At 73.9% G+C, this 15,355-nt stretch carries 13 protein-coding genes; 5 read left to right on the forward strand and 8 right to left on the reverse strand.

Annotated features, from left to right (window positions below):
• Positions 1 to 41 precede the first annotated feature (41 nt).
• Both ABT158_RS16065 and ABT158_RS16070 read right to left on the reverse strand, forming a co-directional pair.
• A complete protein-coding gene (locus tag ABT158_RS16065) occupies positions 42 to 1,790 on the reverse strand; it encodes a CBM35 domain-containing protein (protein WP_352353798.1) in 1,749 nt (582 codons plus the stop codon).
• A gap of 17 nt (positions 1,791 to 1,807) precedes the next feature.
• The gene (locus tag ABT158_RS16070) at positions 1,808 to 4,216 is read right to left on the reverse strand and encodes a PQQ-dependent sugar dehydrogenase (protein WP_352353800.1); all 2,409 of its coding nucleotides are present in this window, start codon (positions 4,214 to 4,216) and stop codon (positions 1,808 to 1,810) included.
• A gap of 311 nt (positions 4,217 to 4,527) precedes the next feature.
• Here ABT158_RS16070 and ABT158_RS16075 point away from each other — a divergent pair, with 311 nt between their 5' ends.
• Positions 4,528 to 5,001, forward strand: coding sequence for a GNAT family N-acetyltransferase (locus ABT158_RS16075; RefSeq protein ID WP_352353802.1), 474 nt, complete (start codon positions 4,528 to 4,530; stop codon positions 4,999 to 5,001).
• Between the two features lie 13 nt (positions 5,002 to 5,014).
• On the opposite strand, the gene ABT158_RS16080 is transcribed toward ABT158_RS16075, so the two are convergent.
• Positions 5,015 to 5,464 carry a DUF6789 family protein gene (locus ABT158_RS16080; protein WP_352353804.1) on the reverse strand — a complete coding sequence of 150 codons (450 nt, stop codon included), beginning with the start codon at positions 5,462 to 5,464 and terminating at the stop codon, positions 5,015 to 5,017.
• Between the two features lie 123 nt (positions 5,465 to 5,587).
• Here ABT158_RS16080 and ABT158_RS16085 point away from each other — a divergent pair, with 123 nt between their 5' ends.
• A complete protein-coding gene (locus ABT158_RS16085; protein ID WP_352353806.1) occupies positions 5,588 to 7,228 on the forward strand; it encodes a RecQ family ATP-dependent DNA helicase in 1,641 nt (546 codons plus the stop codon).
• Here the strand turns inward: ABT158_RS16085 and ABT158_RS16090 are convergent.
• Together ABT158_RS16090 and ABT158_RS16095 are read right to left on the reverse strand one after the other, a co-directional pair.
• The gene (locus ABT158_RS16090; RefSeq protein ID WP_352353808.1) at positions 7,225 to 7,701 is read right to left on the reverse strand and encodes a protein-tyrosine phosphatase family protein; all 477 of its coding nucleotides are present in this window, start codon (positions 7,699 to 7,701) and stop codon (positions 7,225 to 7,227) included. The two genes, ABT158_RS16085 and ABT158_RS16090, sit on opposite strands and share 4 nt — an antisense overlap.
• Positions 7,702 to 7,729: 28 nt before the next feature.
• A complete protein-coding gene (locus tag ABT158_RS16095) occupies positions 7,730 to 8,794 on the reverse strand; it encodes a serine hydrolase domain-containing protein (RefSeq protein WP_352353810.1) in 1,065 nt (354 codons plus the stop codon).
• Positions 8,795 to 9,090: 296 nt separating this feature from the next.
• Here ABT158_RS16095 and ABT158_RS16100 point away from each other — a divergent pair, with 296 nt between their 5' ends.
• Together ABT158_RS16100 and ABT158_RS16105 are read left to right on the forward strand one after the other, a co-directional pair.
• Positions 9,091 to 9,804, forward strand: a complete 714-nt coding sequence (locus ABT158_RS16100) for a S1 family peptidase (RefSeq protein ID WP_352353812.1) — start codon at positions 9,091 to 9,093, stop codon at positions 9,802 to 9,804.
• Positions 9,805 to 9,995: 191 nt separating this feature from the next.
• Positions 9,996 to 10,979, forward strand: a complete 984-nt coding sequence (locus ABT158_RS16105; protein ID WP_352353814.1) for a BtrH N-terminal domain-containing protein — start codon at positions 9,996 to 9,998, stop codon at positions 10,977 to 10,979.
• 45 nt (positions 10,980 to 11,024) lie between these two features.
• On the opposite strand, the gene ABT158_RS16110 is transcribed toward ABT158_RS16105, so the two are convergent.
• Both ABT158_RS16110 and ABT158_RS16115 read right to left on the reverse strand, forming a co-directional pair.
• On the reverse strand, positions 11,025 to 12,302 hold the full coding sequence (locus tag ABT158_RS16110; protein WP_352353816.1) for an NAD(P)/FAD-dependent oxidoreductase: 1,278 nt from the start codon (positions 12,300 to 12,302) through the stop codon (positions 11,025 to 11,027).
• 29 nt (positions 12,303 to 12,331) lie between these two features.
• Positions 12,332 to 12,550 carry a hypothetical protein gene (locus ABT158_RS16115; RefSeq protein WP_352353818.1) on the reverse strand — a complete coding sequence of 73 codons (219 nt, stop codon included), beginning with the start codon at positions 12,548 to 12,550 and terminating at the stop codon, positions 12,332 to 12,334.
• Between ABT158_RS16115 and ABT158_RS16120 the strand changes: the two genes are divergently transcribed.
• A complete protein-coding gene (locus ABT158_RS16120; RefSeq protein WP_352353820.1) occupies positions 12,542 to 13,294 on the forward strand; it encodes a serine/threonine-protein kinase in 753 nt (250 codons plus the stop codon). The two genes, ABT158_RS16115 and ABT158_RS16120, sit on opposite strands and share 9 nt — an antisense overlap.
• A gap of 12 nt (positions 13,295 to 13,306) precedes the next feature.
• Here the strand turns inward: ABT158_RS16120 and ABT158_RS16125 are convergent, their stop codons facing one another.
• A complete protein-coding gene (locus ABT158_RS16125) occupies positions 13,307 to 15,160 on the reverse strand; it encodes a serine hydrolase domain-containing protein (protein WP_352353822.1) in 1,854 nt (617 codons plus the stop codon).
• Positions 15,161 to 15,355: the final 195 nt, after the last annotated feature.

Below are 15,355 nucleotides of genomic sequence, written 5' to 3' on the forward strand. Positions count from 1 at the left end.
TGCTGTTTTATCCAGGACAAATCAGGGCATGGCGCGGTCGGTCAGTTGGCGTCGATGAACCGCTGGGCGAGGGTCCGGCCCAGCGTCACGGCCTGGTCGTGGTTCTCGATGGCCGCCACCTTCGTCCCGGAGCCGGTGAACACGATGTACGTGACGCCGGAGTCGGTGCCGCCGTTGCTCGGGTCGGGGTTGATGCCGAGGTCGGCGGCGGTGCGGTAGGAGGCCTCGCCGATGATCCCCGACGGGCCCGTGTCGCCCGTGACCGCGTACTCGACCTGGCCGTTGTAGATGACCGCCACCACCGTCCCGCAGCCGATGCCCTTGGTCCGGTAGTCCCAGATCGAGCTGGGGCTCGGCACCACCACGTACGGGAGCTGCGCCGCGTTGAGCGGCGTGTCCGAGGTGGTGTGGCAGAACGTGTCGGCCTGGAAGCAGCAGTCGGTGCTCTCGTTGCACTGCGCGGTCCGGACGCCGTCGCAGTCGATGTCCAGGTCGCCCTTCCAGAACACGCCGCCGGTCTTGCCGCACACCGCGACGGTCCCGGAGGAGACGTCGGAGTCGGTCTTGTACTTGCCGTTGGAGATCTGGGCGCACGTGGTGACCTTGGCGAGGAGCTGGTCGGCGGTGGGCCCGCCGGCGCCGCCGGTCGTGGTGCCGGTGACCGCGGCGCTGTGCCCGGACTCGTTGCCCGCCGCGTCCACCGCCGTGATCGTGTAGGTGTGGGCGGACCCGGCGGCCAGTCCCGCCACCGTGGCGCTCGCGGTGGGCGAGGTCGCCACCACGGTCGTGCCCTCGTAGACGCGGTAGCCGGTGACGCCCACGTTGTCGGTGGAGTCCGTCCAGGCCAGGGAGATGCCGGTGGCCGAGACGCCGGTCACCCGCGGGCTCGCCGGCACGGTGGGCGCCTGGCCGTCGGCGCCGCCGGCGCCGCTGACCGACAACCTGTCCACGTTCGGGCCGCCCTCGGCGCCGGTCCCGGTCGCGCGGACGGTGTTGACGCCGGCGTTCAGCGTCACCGTGGCGCGGGCGTCGGCCCAGGTGTCCCAGCTGCCGGTGCCGGGGAAGGCCAGGCCGGTCACCGCGGTGACGCCGTTGACGGCGACGTCCATCGGGCGGCCGGCGGCGGTGCCGTTGGCGTAGCGGAAGGTCAGCGTGTGGCTGCCGGCCTCGGCGACGTTGACCGACCACTCGATCGAGCCGCCGGGGGCGTTGACGTAGTCGACGAACCCGGCGCCGGTGTAACCGGTGTGGTTGGTGGCCACGCTCGCCCCCGTCAGCGTCGCCGCCTCGGCCTGGTACTCGGTGGCCGGGGCGTCGGCGGTCGTGGCCTCCAGGAAGTCGAGGTTGGGGTTGCCGCCCGCGGACGCGGCGGTGACCCGGATCTTGTTGTCGCCCCGGTTCAGGGCGGCGGTGAGGGTGGAGGTCGCCCAGGTGTCCCAGTTCGCGGTCGCGCCGAACGAACGCCCGGCGGACACGACCGTGCCGTTGACGGAGACGTCGGCGACGCGGGCCGAGCCGGTGCCGTTGGCGTACCTGATGGCCAGGGTGGCGGTGCCGGCCGCCGGGGCATTGACGGTCCATTCGGTGTACGGGCCGGCCGCGTTGACGCTGTTGACGAAGCCGGTGCCGGAGAACCCGGCGTGGTTCGCCTCGACGGCGCCCTGGACGTTGGTGGCGTTCTCGGCCTCGTAGCGCACGGTCGCCGCGCGCGCGGGCAGCGCCACGAGCGCGGAGACGGCCAGGCACGCGACGGCGACCGGGACGAAGGTGCGTAAGCGGGTTGCGAGCACGGTCACTCCCTCGGGGGCTATTGGATGGCGGAGCGGCGGATCGTGTCGGCGGTGCCGTCGCCGTTGTTGTCGGAGTTGGTCGAGCCGAACCAGATGGCGGCGGCGCCCGGCACCTTCTCGACCAGGCGCAGCCTGCCGTACGTGCCGTTGAAGTAGGAGTTGACCGTCGAGACGTTCTCGCCGTTCAGGACGATGCGCCACAGCCGCTGTCCGCGCAGCGCCGCCATGAAGACCGTGTCGCCGACGATCGCGATGCCGCTCGGCGAGGCCTCGGCGACGCTCCAGGTGTACTTGGGGTTGGTCATGCCGGAGGTGGTGCAGGTGCCCTCGCAGGTGGGCCAGCCGTAGTTCTTGCCGGGCTGGATCAGGTTGAGCTCGTCGCGCGCGGAGTTGCCCAGCTCCGACGACCACAGCCGGCCGGCGGAGTCCCAGGCCAGGCCCTGCGGGTTGCGGTGGCCGTAGCTGTAGACGCGGGTGCCGAACGGGTTGCCGGGCGCGGCGGCCCCGGTCCTGGTCAGGCGCAGGATCTTGCCGTTGAGCGAGTTCAGGTTGGGCGCGTTGGCCGACTGCTGGGCGTCGCCGGTGGTGGCGTACAGGTAGCCGTCGGGGCCGAAGCGGATGCGGCCGCCGTTGTGGTAGCGGTTCTTGTCGATGCCCTGGAGGATCGTGGTGTAGCCGCTGAGCGTGCTGCCGTTGAAGTTCATCTTCGCGATGCGGTTGCCCTCGGCGGCGGTGTGCATGAAGAACACCTCCTGGTCGGTCGTGCCGTTCCAGGTGGGGGAGAGGTCCAGTCCCATCAGGCCGCCCTCGCCGTCGGTGGTCTGCACGTTCGGCACGGTCCCGACCTGCGTCTTCGTGCCCGACGGTGTCACCTTGAACACCTTGAACGTGTCCCGCTCGGTGACCAGCGCGAACGAGCCGTCCGGCGTCCAGGAGGCGTCCCAGGGCACGTCCCAGCCGCCCGCGACGGAGGTCGGCGTCTGGGGCACGGTCCCGCAACCGCCCGTGGTGAACGCGGCCGACGCCGCGCTCGGCGCGGAGAGCTGGCCTGCGGTGTCGCGGGCGACGACGTCGAGCTGGTAGGTGTGCGCGCACTCCAGCGGCACGCTCGTGCTGGTGGCGGGCGGCGCGCCGGTGACGGTGGCCAGCACGGCGCCGGAGGCGTGGTCGCGGACCAGGTAGGCGCGCACGCCGCCGTCGTCGGTGGAGGCGGCCCAGGTGACGGTCGCCGACGTGGGCTGGACGCCGCTGACCACGGGCGTGCCGGGCGGCGAGGGCGGGTCGTCCGGCGGCGCGGGCAGCGTGTGACAGGCGGCCTCGGGGCTGCTCAGCGAGACGTTGCCGGAGGCGTCCCGGGCGAACACCGACAGCTGGTAGCCGAAGTCGGGGGTCAGCCCGGTCAGCGTGGCCGGCGGCGCGGGGGCGGTGGCGATGAGCTGGCCCTGCTGGTAGATGTCGTAGGCCACGACGCCGATGTCGTCCGTGGCGGGCGGCCAGTCCAGTTTGAGGCTGTTGTGGGTGATCTCGCCGCACACCGGCTGGCCGGGCGCGGTCGGCTTCTGGGTGTCGGCCGGTCCGCTGACGCGCAGCCGGTCGAGGTTGGGACCGCCGTCCGCGGTGGTCGCGGTGGCCCGTACGGTGTTGGCGCCCGCGTTCAGGGTGGCGTTGAGCGTGACCTCGTTCCAGGTGGTCCACGCGCCGGTGCCGGGGAAGGAACGGGTGGTCGCGGCGCCGTTCACCGAGACGCTCAGCGGCCGGTCGATCGTGGTGCCGTTGGCGTAGCGGAAGGTCAGGCTCTGCGGGCCGGTGGCCGCCGCGCTGACCTGGAACTCGACGTACGAGCCGACCGCGTTGTCGTAGTTGACGAAGCCGGAGCCGGTGTAGCCGGCGTGGTTGGACTCCACGACGCCCCGCGCGATCGTGGCGGTCTCGGCCTGGTAGTCGGTGAAGCCGCTGACCTGGACGTCGGCGTCGAGGTAGTCCCAGTTGGGGTTGCCCCCGGCGGTGGCGGCGGTGGCCCTGATCGTGTTGGGGCCCGCCTTGACCTGGGCGGTCAGCGTGACCGTGGCCCAGGTGTCCCAGTTCGCGGTGGGGGCGAAGGCGCGGGAGGCGGCCACGACCGAGCCGTTGACGGCCAGGTCGGCGGGCCGGTCGCCGGTGGTGCCGTTGGCGTAGCGCAGGGCCAGCGTGGCGGTCCCGGCGCCGGGCGCGTTGAGGGTCCACTCCGTGTAGGAGCCGGCGACGTTGTCGCCGTTCACGAAGCCGCTGCCGGAGTAGCCGGTGTGGTTGGACTCGACGGCTCCCTGCGAGATCGTCGCGTTCTCGGCCTCGTACCGGGTGGGGGCGGCGTCGGCGGGGCCGGCGGGCACGGCCAGTGCGCCCGCGACCAGCGCGAGGACGCATAACCGGGGTTTCCACGAGTTCATCGGGTGGCTCCTGGGGGGTGAGCGGCTTTTCATCGTGTTCCCACAGGGAGTCACACCCGTCAACAAGTTGTCGATCTTGGAACGCTCCAAGTTTAGGAAACTTTACTAACTCGGCCTGGAAGAGACATCGGAGGTGCGGACGCCCGTGGACAGACATCCGTGCGAGATGTATGTCTGGACCAGACGGGAGGTCGGATCTGTGATCGTCACCCTCGGGCGGGAGGTCGGCGCCCTGCGCCCCGGAAACCGACGTCAACGCTCACCCCCGGCGGCTGGACAACCGCGCGGCGGTGCCGGGACGATACGTGATCATGGATCAGAACGACCCCGGGGAGCCGCGCCTGCGGCCGGCCGAGCCCGATGACCACGGCCGCATCGTCGCCGTGCTGGACGACTGGTGGGGACGGCCGATCAGCGCCGGGCTGCCGCGCCTGTTCCTCGACCACTTCCACCGCACCAGCCTGGTGGCCGAGGACGGCGACGGCCTGGCCGGGTTCCTCGTCGGGATCCTGTCACCCTCGACGCCCGGCCTGGCCTACGTGCACTTCGTCGGCGTCGCGCCGCGCCTGCGCGGCGGCGGCCTGGCCCGCCGCCTCTACCGGCGCTTCTTCGCGCTCGCCACGGCCGACGGGCGCGACCGGGTCAGGGCGATCACCTCCCCGGTCAACGGCGCGTCCATCGCCTTCCACGCCGCGATGGGCTTCACGGTCACCGGGCCCGTCCCGGACTACGACGGCCCCGGCGTCGACCGCGTCGTCTTCGAGCTGCGGCTCCCGCCGTCATGACCGCCGCGCCCGCTCATCCGGGGTCCGTACGGGCGTTGAGCCGGTTCAGGGTCGCCGCGAGGGCCGATCCGTAGACCACGTGCCCGAGGGCCATCACCGCGGGACGGCCGGGCCGGTCCCGGGAGACCGGCGGCAGGATGTCCAGGCTCGGGATCCAGCCCTGGTAACTGGCGATCCAGATCGTCAGCGCGTACCCGACGCCCAATGCGGACGGGGTGCGGCGCCCGCGCGTCAGCAGGCCGAACAGGGCTCCGGCGGTGACGCCGAACCCCAGGTGGGCCAGCGCCCCCACGACGCCCTCGCCCGGTTTGGGGCGGTGCCGGTGGCCGGGCAGCAACGCCCGCGCGATGCGTTTCGGCGGCTGGTCCTCCATCAGGCCCGCCCGGCTGCCGGCGAGCATCACCACGCTCATCGCCGCGGTCGCCACGGCGCCGCCCGCGGCGCCCTTCATGAGGTTGCGCATGCGAAGCCCGGTGCCCGGGACGCAACGCCGGAAACCGGCCATGACCCGGATCACGGCCGGCGGCTGACATGCCGGCCGGCCGGCGGGGCAGGAGGAACGGTCTTCCCGACCAGAGAGGACCGGATGGGCGACACGGCGGCGGAATGCGAGCGGGTGGCCAGGCAGGCGCTCGGCCTGACCGACCTGCGGCCCGGCCAGCTCCGGGCGATGACGGCCCTGGCCGAGGGCAGGGACACGCTGGTGGTGATGCCCACCGGAAGCGGCAAGTCGGCGATCTACCAGGTGCCGGCGTTGCTGCTGCGCGGCCCGACCCTGGTGGTCTCGCCGCTCATCGCCCTGCAGCGCGACCAGGTCGAGGCCCTGCGTGACCGCGACGAGGAGGCCGTCAGCCTGGACGCGGGAACGCGGGCCGCCGAGCGGGCCGAGACGTTCCAGGCGCTGCGGGCGGGGGAGACGGAGTTCCTGTTCTGCGCGCCCGAGCAGCTCGCCCGTCCCGACGTCCTGCGCGAGCTGGCCGCCGCGGCCCCCTCGCTCATGGTGGTGGACGAGGCCCACTGCGTCTCGGCTTGGGGGCACGACTTCCGCCCCGACTACCTGCGGCTCGGCGCGGTGGCCGACGCGCTCGGCCGTCCGGTCGTCGCGGCGCTGACGGCGACCGCCGCCCCGCCGGTACGGGCGGAGATCGCCGAGCGGCTGGGCATGCGGACGCCGGTGGAGATCGTCCAGGGGTTCGACCGGCCCAACATCGCGCTGGAGGTGCGCCGGGCGCTCGGCGACCCCGCCGGCGACATCGTCACGACCGTCTTGGCGGCGAAGAAGCCCGGCATCGTCTACACGAGCTCGCGCAGGCAGACCGGCCGGCTGAGCGGGCTGCTGGCCGAGGCCGGCGTACGGGCCGCCGCCTACCACGCGGGGCTGCGCCGGGCCGACCGGGACGCGGTGCACGACCGGTTCATGGCCGGTGACCTGGACGTCGTGGTCGCGACCAACGCCTTCGGCATGGGCATCGACAAACCGGACGTGCGTTTCGTCCTGCACGCCGAGATCCCCGGTTCGCCGGACGCGTACTACCAGGAGATCGGCCGGGCGGGCCGGGACGGCGAGCCGGCCGACGCCGTGCTCTTCTACCGGCCCGAGGACCTGGGGCTGCAGCGGTTCTTCACCGGCGGGACGCCCGACGAGGAGCGGCTGGCACGGGTCGCCGAGGCGGTCGCCGAGTCCGGCCCCGGCAGCGACCGCAAGGGCCTGGCCGAACGCGCCGGATTGTCGGCGCGACGCCTCACGGCGCTGCTGGACCTGCTGGAGAGAGCCGGCGCGGTGCGCCTCGGCACCCGCAAGGTCGATCCCGTGCCCGGCCTCGATCCCCGGGCGGCGGCGAGCCGCGCCAGGGAGCTGGCCGAGCGCCGCCGGGACGTCGACCGCAGCCGCCTGGAGATGATGCGCCGCTACGCCGAGACCACCGACTGCCGCCGGCGTTTCCTGCTCGGCTACTTCGGCGAGGAGCTCGCCGGCAACTGCGGCAACTGCGACACCTGCCGCGCCGGGACCGCCGCGCAGGCGCCCCCGGAGAGCGGCCCGTTCCCGCTGCACGCCCGGGTGGAACACCGCGCGTGGGGGCCCGGCCAGGTCATCCAGCGCGGCGAGGACCGCCTGACGGTCCTGTTCGAGGACGCCGGATACCGCGAGCTCCAGCTCGACGTGGTCCTCGAAGAGGGCCTGCTCGCCGAGACCCGGACCGGCGAAGGGGCCCGCGGACGGGCCTAGCGCCGCGCCGGGCCGGGGAAGCGCAGGATCCAGCGGCGCTGCCACGGGGTCTCGACCGCCCGGGGATGGTGGTGCTCGCGCGTCCAGGCGACGGCGTCGGCCGGGTCGAGACCGGCCAGGACGGCCAGGCAGGCGACGACGGTGCCGGTGCGGCCCACGCCGCCCCCGCACGCCACCTCGACCGCCTCGCCCGCCCGCGCCCGCCGGTGCAGGTCGCGGATCCGCTCCACGGCCGCGTCACGGTCGCGGGGCAGCAGGAAGTCGGGCCACTCGATCCACGCGTGCGGCCAGCGCAGCCCGTCCTCGTGGCGGCGGGTGAGCCGGGCCGACCCGAGGTAGAGGCCGAAGCCGGGCGCCGGGCCGTCCGGCAGCGGGTGGCGCAGGCCCCGGCCGCGGATCCAGGAGCCGTCCGGGAGCCGGAAGGCGCCCGCGAGCGGCGGCTCGCCCGTCGGGCCGTCCGTCGGAGTCGTCACGGATCCTCCTCGTGGTCTCGGGGGCTGCTCAGCCCGCGGTCCCGCAGAATACCTTGACGGCCATGCCCATGATCTCCGCCGTGGACGGGTTCCTGGTCGAGGGGTTGAGCGACAGGGTCAGCGACTTGCCCGAGTCCGAGCGGAACGCGAACGTCAGGTAGCCGATCAGCTCCCCGCTGTGCCCCCACACCGTGCCGCACGGCAGCGCGTACGCCTGCAGCCCGAGGCCGTAGCGGAACCCGGCGCCCGTCTCGACGGTCGTGCGCATGGCCTTCAGGGACGCGGCGCTGGTGAGCCTGCCGCCCAGCAGGGCGGACATGAACCGCTCCAGGTCCGCGGCGGTCGAGATCATCTCGCCCGCGGCCCAGTCCAGCGAGGGGTTCATCCGGGTGGCGTCCACGAGGCCGGGCATCGGCTCGTACCCCTTGGCGTGGGGGGACGGCAGGCCCGCCCGGTCGCCGGGGACCAGCGTGTGGCGCAGGCCCAGCGGGCGCAGGATCCGGCGGGCGACCTCCTCGCCGTACGTGCGGCCGGTCAGCTTCTCCACCAGCAGGCCGAGCACCACGTAGTTGGTGTTGGAGTAGTGCCATCTGCCGTCGTCGGGGAGCTTCTTGGCGAAGGCCACCTTGAGCAGCTCGCCCGGCCGGTAGGAGCGGAAGCGGGCCTCGCCGCGCCAGCGGTTGGTGGAGTAGCCGGGCTCGCTCATGTAGTCGTACAGGTGGCTGGTGTGGTCGAGGAGGCCGCGGACCGTGATCCGGTCGCCGCCGGGGACCAGGCCGGGCAGGTGGTCGCCGATCGGGTCGTCCAGCTTCAGCTTGCCCTCGTCCACGAGCTGGAGCACCACGGTGGCGACGAAGGTCTTGGTCACGCTGCCGATCCGGAAGTAGCCGCCCGGCGAGGGGCGTCCGCCGCGCTCGACGTCGCGGACGCCCGCCGAGCCCGTCCAGGTGCCGCGCTCGTCGGTGACCCGGGCGAGGGCCGCCGTCGCGCCCTGTCCTGCCACGATCCCGGCCAGCTCCTTGCCCACCCCGGCGCCCGGCGCGCCCGCCGCCATCGTCGCCGCCACCAGCACGTTCATCATCGTCTGCATCATGCGGTCAACGTTAGGAAGATCGGCCGTACGGCGGAATGCGGTGCTCCGCCCAGTCCTGCTGCGGAAAACCGCAGCGCGTCGTGAGGGGGGTTGTCCCTACCGCGGGTTGGCGTGCTGGCGTACTGATGCGCGTGAATTCTTCGCAGATAGCGTGTTTTCATCGTAATCACGCACTGAAATGGATAAATCAGTTGTTTAGTAGTAAATCGCTGGGTCGTGTCCTGGGTCGTTCCGCCGTCGTCGCCGTGGCGGGCGCGGCCTGTCTCGCCGTCACCGCCGGCGGCGCGGGAGCGATCGTGAACGGCGGGAAGGCCACGGAGGCGTACCCGTTCATGGCCTCGATCCCGATCTCGGCCCCGGCCATGGGGCTCACGGACGGCGTGTGCGGAGCGGCGCTCATCGCGCCGCAGTGGGTGGTGACCGCGGCCCACTGCCTGGACATGGAGATTGGGTCGATCCCGAAGGGAACCGTCCGGGTCGGCAGCGACCAGCGCGGGTCCGGCGGGGAGGTGCGCGAGATCGCCCAGGCCGTGCTCCACCCCCGCTACTCCCAGAACACGCCCAACAGGAACGACATCGCCCTGGTCCGCCTGGACCGTCCCGTCACCTCCAAGCCCGTGCCGATCGCCGCGCGGCCGGGACGGCCCGGCACCCCGACCCGGATCATCGGCTTCGGCGTCACCGAGGCCAAGCCCGACCCGGCCGACTGGAAGATGTCCCCGCGGCTCAACCAGCTCGACACGCGCCGCGGCGCCCCGTCCGAGTGCGGGCCCGGATACGCGAGCGGCACCCGCCTGTGCACGGTCAGCCAGGTGCCCAAGGCCATGGCGTGCAACGGCGACTCCGGCTCACCGCAGCTGCAGCGGGGCGGGAACGGCCGATGGGAGCTCATCGGGGTCACCTCGGGGCCCGGCGCCAAGAGCCCGTCCTGCGCGGAAGGCCCCGGTCTGTACACCAGCGTGCCGGCGTACGCGGAGTGGCTCGACCGGACGATCCGCGCCTACAGCTGACCGGCGGGGCTGCACCGGCGGTTGAGGGCGCGCCGCCCGGCGGCCCAGCGCCGCCCGCCGCATCAGGCGCGAAGCTTCCGGGGGCGGGACGATGGACTCTCCCCCCGTGGGAGGCGGCAGGCTGCCTGACGGGGCCGGACCGGCCGGCGGCCCCACGCCCGATGACCGAACCGGCCAGAGGAGAGCGACGCATGACCATCGTGGAAGGCATCGAGGCTCGCGGCATGGAGCACTGCGAGACGACGGCGCTGGGGGTGCTGCTCCGCCACCAGGGGCTCGACCTGTCCGAGCCCATGCTGTTCGGGCTCGGCTCGGGCCTGTCCTTCGTCTACTGGGACGCCAAGGGCATGGACGTCCCGTTCCTGGGCGGCCGGGTCAGGCCGTTCGAGCTCACCAGGAACCTGGCCGAAAGGCTCGGGCTGACCCTGGACGTGGCCGAGACCGGCTCGGCCCGCCGGGCCTGGGAGAACGTGGCCGCCCGCATCGACGGCGGCCTGCCGGTCGGCCTCCAGCTCGACAGCCACCACCTGGACTACTTCGGCTCGAAGGTGCACTTCGGCGGCCACGTCGTCGCGATGTACGGCTACGACGAGCGGCAGGCGTACCTGGTGGACACCGCGCAACAGGGCGGCGCGGTGCGGACGAGCCGGGACAGCCTGGCGGCGGCGCGGTCCGAACGCGGCCCGATGACCGCCAGGAACCGGTCCTTCACCCTCACCCTGCCGGGCGGCCCGCCCGCCTGGCGGGAGCGGGCCGTCCCGGCGATCAGGGCGTGCGCCGAGGCGTTCCTCGCCGCGCCCATCGCCAACCTGGGCCACCGCGGCATCGACAAGGCCGCCCGCCTGGTGCCCACGTGGCTGGACCGCGTGGCGGAGCCCGCGCGTGACCTGTCGCTCGCCGCCCTCCTCATGGAGAGGGGCGGCACCGGCGGCAGCCTGTTCCGCGCCCTCTACCGGGACTTCCTCGGCGAGTGCGCCGCATTCGTCGACGACGACCGCCTGCGCGCCGGCCACCGCCTGTACGCCGAGGCCGCCGCCCTGTGGACGGACGTGGCCGCCCTGATCGCCAAGGCCGGCGAGGGGCGCGAGGCGGCGTACCTGGACCAGGCCGGGGCCGTCCTGCGCGACCTCGCCCGCATCGAACGGGAGGCCATGCAGGCGCTGCGCGAGCTGTGACCGCGGGCCGCTCCGGCGCCCTGCGCGAGTCGTGACCAGGGGCCGCTAGAGCGCCGCCCGGTCGAGGGCGGCCAGGCTTTCTGCGCGCAGTGACGGAAGGTCGCCGAGCACGGCGTCGGCCGCGCGCCGGCCGGACACCAGCGCCCCCTGCAGGGAGCCGGTGTCGCGGTGGTCGCCGCACACGTACAGGCCGGCCCGCAGCCGCACGGACCTGCGCAGCGGGTACGGCGGCCGCATCGCCGGCAGCGCCGCCGGCACCTGGTACGTCGCCACGTGCTCCCAGCCGGAGGTGTCGCCGTAGATCTCGGTCAGCCGGCGGCGGACCGGGCGTTCGTCGTCGGCCAGGCCCAGGACCGACGTGGACACCAGCGCCCGCCCGTCGGCGGAGTACCCGGGGGCCGCGTCGGTGAGCACCAGGGTGTCGGTGACGGCCCCGGTGGCGTCCACGACCTGGATCGGCTCGCGCATGGGGGAGCGGGGGGCGGCGTGGTAGAAGGTGGTCACCGCGCGCATCTCCGGCGTCTCGATCCCGCTCAGCAGGCGGCCCGCGGCCCCCGGGTCGGCGGCCACCACCACGGCCCGGCCCCCGACCGTGGCGCCGTCGGCGAGCCGCACGCCGCCCGGGCTCACCTCGATGACACGGGCGCCGAGCGTGACGGTGCCCGGCGGCAGCCGGTCGGCGAGCCGGCGCGGGATCTCGCCCATGCCGAGGGCGGGCACCGCGATGGTGCCGCGCGCGAACGACCGCCAGAACAGGTGGAAGATCCGGCTGGAGGTCTCCAGGTCGCGTTCCAGGAGCACCCCGGCCAGGAAGGGACGCATCAGGCAGTCGATCATCTTGTCCGACATGCCCCAGGCGCGCAGCTCGTCGTCGGTGCGCCGGTCGGGCCCGCCGCGCAGCCGGGACGCCGGCAGCGCCAGGTCGCGGGCCGTCACGGCGGCGAGCACGGCGTCGTCGCGCGGCGTGCCGAGGCCGGTCAGCAGCCCGCTCAGCGCGTGCCGGGGATGCCGCCACGGCAGCATCACCCTGGCCCTGGCCCGCGTCCCCTGGACGATCACGCCCGAGGCGAACGGGCGCAGGTCGAGCGCGTCCAGGTCGAGCAACCGGCGGGCCTCGGGGTAGGCGGTGTTGAACACCTGGTAGCCGCGGTCCAGCCGGAACCCGTCCACGACGTCGGTGCGCACCCGGCCGCCCACCCCGTCGGACGCCTCCAGCACCCGTACCGGCACGCCGGCCTCGTGCAGCCGCACTGCGCAGGCCAGCCCCGCCATCCCGGCCCCCACGACGATGACGGTCCCCGCCGCTCTCCGCTCGTTGTCCATGCCAGGGGCCCTACCCGCGACCCCGCAGCTCAGACCCGGCGACCGCGCGGCGGGCGGGCGGCGACCATGATCCGGCGGCGGCATACGGCGGCGAACGGGGGGACGAGCAGCCGGGCGCGCCGGCCGACGGCCCGCGCGGTGACCGTCTCGGCCCCCACGGCGGCCCCCACGGCGGCCCGCGCGGTGACCGCCTCGGCCCCTACCGGCTGGTCCGCAGGCTGGGCGAGGGCGGCACCGGCGTGGTGCACCTGGCCGTCGAGCCGGGCGGCCGGCAGGTGGCGATCAAGGTGCTGCGTCCCGAAGTGGCCGGCGACGCCCTCGCCCGGCGGCGCCTGGCCCGGGAGGTCGAGGTGATGCGCCTGGTCCGTGACGACCACGTGGCCGAGGTCGTCGACGCGGACGTGACCGGCGACCCGCCCTACATCGTGACCCGGTACGTGCCCGGCGTGCCCCTGCACCAGCTGGTCGGCCAGGAGGGGCCGCTGGAGGTCGCCGCCCTGATCCGCGTGGGGAGGGGCATGGCGGAGGCGCTGGCCGCCATGCACGCGGCGGGGGTCGTCCACCGCGACCTGAAGCCGAGCAACGTGCTGCTGGTGGACGGCGACCCCGTCGTGATCGACCTGGGCATCGCCCAGGCCGTCGACTCCACCAGGCTCACCATGACCGGCATGTTCATCGGCACCCCCGGCTACCTCTCGCCCGAGATCATCTCGGGACAGCGGGTGGGGCCGCCGGCCGACGTGCACGCCTGGGGGGCCACGCTGCTCTTCGCGGCCACCGGCCGGCAGCCCTTCGGCGAGGGCTCGTTCGAGAAGATCTTCCTCAACATCGTGGAGGGCAACGCCGACGTCGGGGCGGCTCCCGTCCTGCTGCGCCCGCTGCTGACCGACGCCCTCGCCAAGGACCCCGCCCTGCGGCCGACCGCCGCCCTGCGGCCGACCGCCGCCCGGCTGGTCGGCCGCCTGGCCGAGCTGGAGAGGGGCCCGGCCTGACCCCGCCGCGCCCTACGCCCAGCCGTAGACCGACCTGACGGCCGCGGCGACCTCGTTGACCAGCGCCGTGTCGTTGCCGTTGGCCAGCACGGCGTAGCCCGCGCCGAGCTCCGGATAACCCTTGAACACCGACCTGAAGCCGTAGTTGGAGCCGTCGTGGGTGTAGGAGAAGTCCCGGGTGCCGGAGCCGGCGACGAACAGGCCGCGTCCCATCCCGGGCTGCGGGCCCTCGGTGAGCAGCGAGCGCACCGAGGCACGGGTGAGCGGCCCGGCGATGTCGCCGGTGGCGGTCCAGGCCCGGTTGAGGTACGACACCAGGCGGCACAGGTCGAGCACGTTCGTGTAGAGGCCGGCGGCGGCGGACTCGGGGTACCGGTTGTGGCCGCCCGGGATGACCGTCCCGGTGGAGGTGTGGCCGGAGGCGAGCTCGAAGGCGGGGGAGAGCGCGTACGAGCTGCCCGCCATGCCCAGCGGGGCGAACACCTCCTGGCCCATGTAGTCGGCCAGCGACCGGCCGGTCAGCTCCTCCACCATGCGCTGCAGCAGCACGTACCCGGCGCCGGAGTAGTGGTACTCGGCGCCCGGCTCCGTGGACAGCTCGATCCTGGGGGAGTTGCCCTCGCCGTTCATGACCTGGAGCAGTGACGGGACCGTGGCGGCGGCGCCGTACCCGGCGAAGCCGCCGCCGCCGGCGTCGAAGCCGGAGCAGGCCCCGGCGGGCGAGGTGGAGCCGCGCCCGACGACCCCGGCCCGGTGCGTCAGGAGCTGCTCGACGGTCGGCGCCGCCGTCGGCGACACGCACGAACGGGTCGGCAGCGTCCAGCCGAGATGCGGCCGGACGTCGGCGGTGAGCGCGATCTTGCGCGTCTGGAGCAGCCGCAGCACGCCCACCGCGGCCACGGCCTTGCTGATGGAGGCGGCCTGGAACGCGCTCTCCGGATGCGCGGCGGGGGCGCCTCCGGCGGCGAGCCGCCCGTAGCCGGTGGACCAGGCGATCTTGTTGCCGACGACCACAGCGACCGCCACGCCCGGCGTCTTGTACGCGCTCATCCGCTGCCAGATGGTCGAGCCGCCGACCGCGTTCTCGAACTGGCGCACCCGGTCGGCGGGCAGCGCGGGCGCCTTGCCCCGGGAGCACAGCGCCCAGCCGCCGCCCGGCGCGAAGGCCACGTTGTGCAGCTGCCAGCCGCCGCCGGCCAGGCTCTTCATCTTCGCGAAGCAGGCGTCGTCGACGCCGCGGGCGTGGAACTCGTCCTGCGCGACCAGGGCCCAGCCGCCGGCCTTGGGGAAGGCGACGCGGGTCAGCCGGCGGCCGCCCTGGGTCAGGTTGCGCATCATCTGGTAGCACTCGTCGTCCACGCCGTTGGCCTGGAAGGCGCCGGACGCGACGACCGTCCAGCGGTCGCCCCCGGCGGGCGGGAAGGCCACGTCCACGACCTGCTGCCCGGCGGTGTAGTACGCCTTGATCCGGCTGAGGCACGCCGCGGGCAGGCCGCGGGACGACACGCCCTTCTCGGTGGTGATCACCCAGCGGTCGCCGCCCTCCGGCGGGAAGGCGATGGCGTTGACCTTCCGGCCGGCCTTGACCAGTGCCCCCAGCTCCGTGAAGCAGGCGTCGGGGATGCCGCGGGCGAAGTACCGCCCGTCCTGCGTGACCACGACCCAGCCGCCGGACGGCGTGAAGGCGAGCGCCGTGACGCCGTAGGGAGCCAGCTCGGCCAGCTTGGCGTGCGCCTCGGCGGTCAGCCCGGCGTCCGCGGACGGGTAGGCCGCCGCGAAGGCGGGCCCGGCGGGCACTGCGGCGGGCACTGTGGCGGCCGCCAGTCCGGCGACACCGGTCAGGGTGAGAAAACGTCTCCTGTCCACAGGGCTCCTCGGTGCAAGGCGGGGCGAAACACGGTGATCTTGGCAGAGATGTCCGGCCAGGGCCAACCGCGACCGGCTCCGGCGCGGGCCGGGGGGTGTACCTGGATCCACCCTCGCCCGGGGGACAGGTGCAGTGACCGGCCGTGCGGCGGGCGGGATCGTCGTCCTGGATCTACCGGTTCGACGAGGATGTGA

The organism is Nonomuraea sp. NPDC001636, assembly GCF_040298265.1.
Lineage (GTDB): Bacteria > Actinomycetota > Actinomycetes > Streptosporangiales > Streptosporangiaceae > Nonomuraea.

Coding starts and splice junctions, on each gene's coding strand:
- ABT158_RS16095 (WP_352353810.1), bottom strand. CDS start 8,794: ATGATGCAGACGATGATGAACGTGCTGGTGGCGGCGACGATGGCGGCG.
- ABT158_RS16085 (WP_352353806.1), top strand. CDS start 5,588: ATGGGCGACACGGCGGCGGAATGCGAGCGGGTGGCCAGGCAGGCGCTC.
- ABT158_RS16075 (WP_352353802.1), top strand. CDS start 4,528: ATGGATCAGAACGACCCCGGGGAGCCGCGCCTGCGGCCGGCCGAGCCC.
- ABT158_RS16110 (WP_352353816.1), bottom strand. CDS start 12,302: ATGGACAACGAGCGGAGAGCGGCGGGGACCGTCATCGTCGTGGGGGCC.
- ABT158_RS16105 (WP_352353814.1), top strand. CDS start 9,996: ATGACCATCGTGGAAGGCATCGAGGCTCGCGGCATGGAGCACTGCGAG.
- ABT158_RS16080 (WP_352353804.1), bottom strand. CDS start 5,464: ATGCGCAACCTCATGAAGGGCGCCGCGGGCGGCGCCGTGGCGACCGCG.
- ABT158_RS16070 (WP_352353800.1), bottom strand. CDS start 4,216: ATGAACTCGTGGAAACCCCGGTTATGCGTCCTCGCGCTGGTCGCGGGC.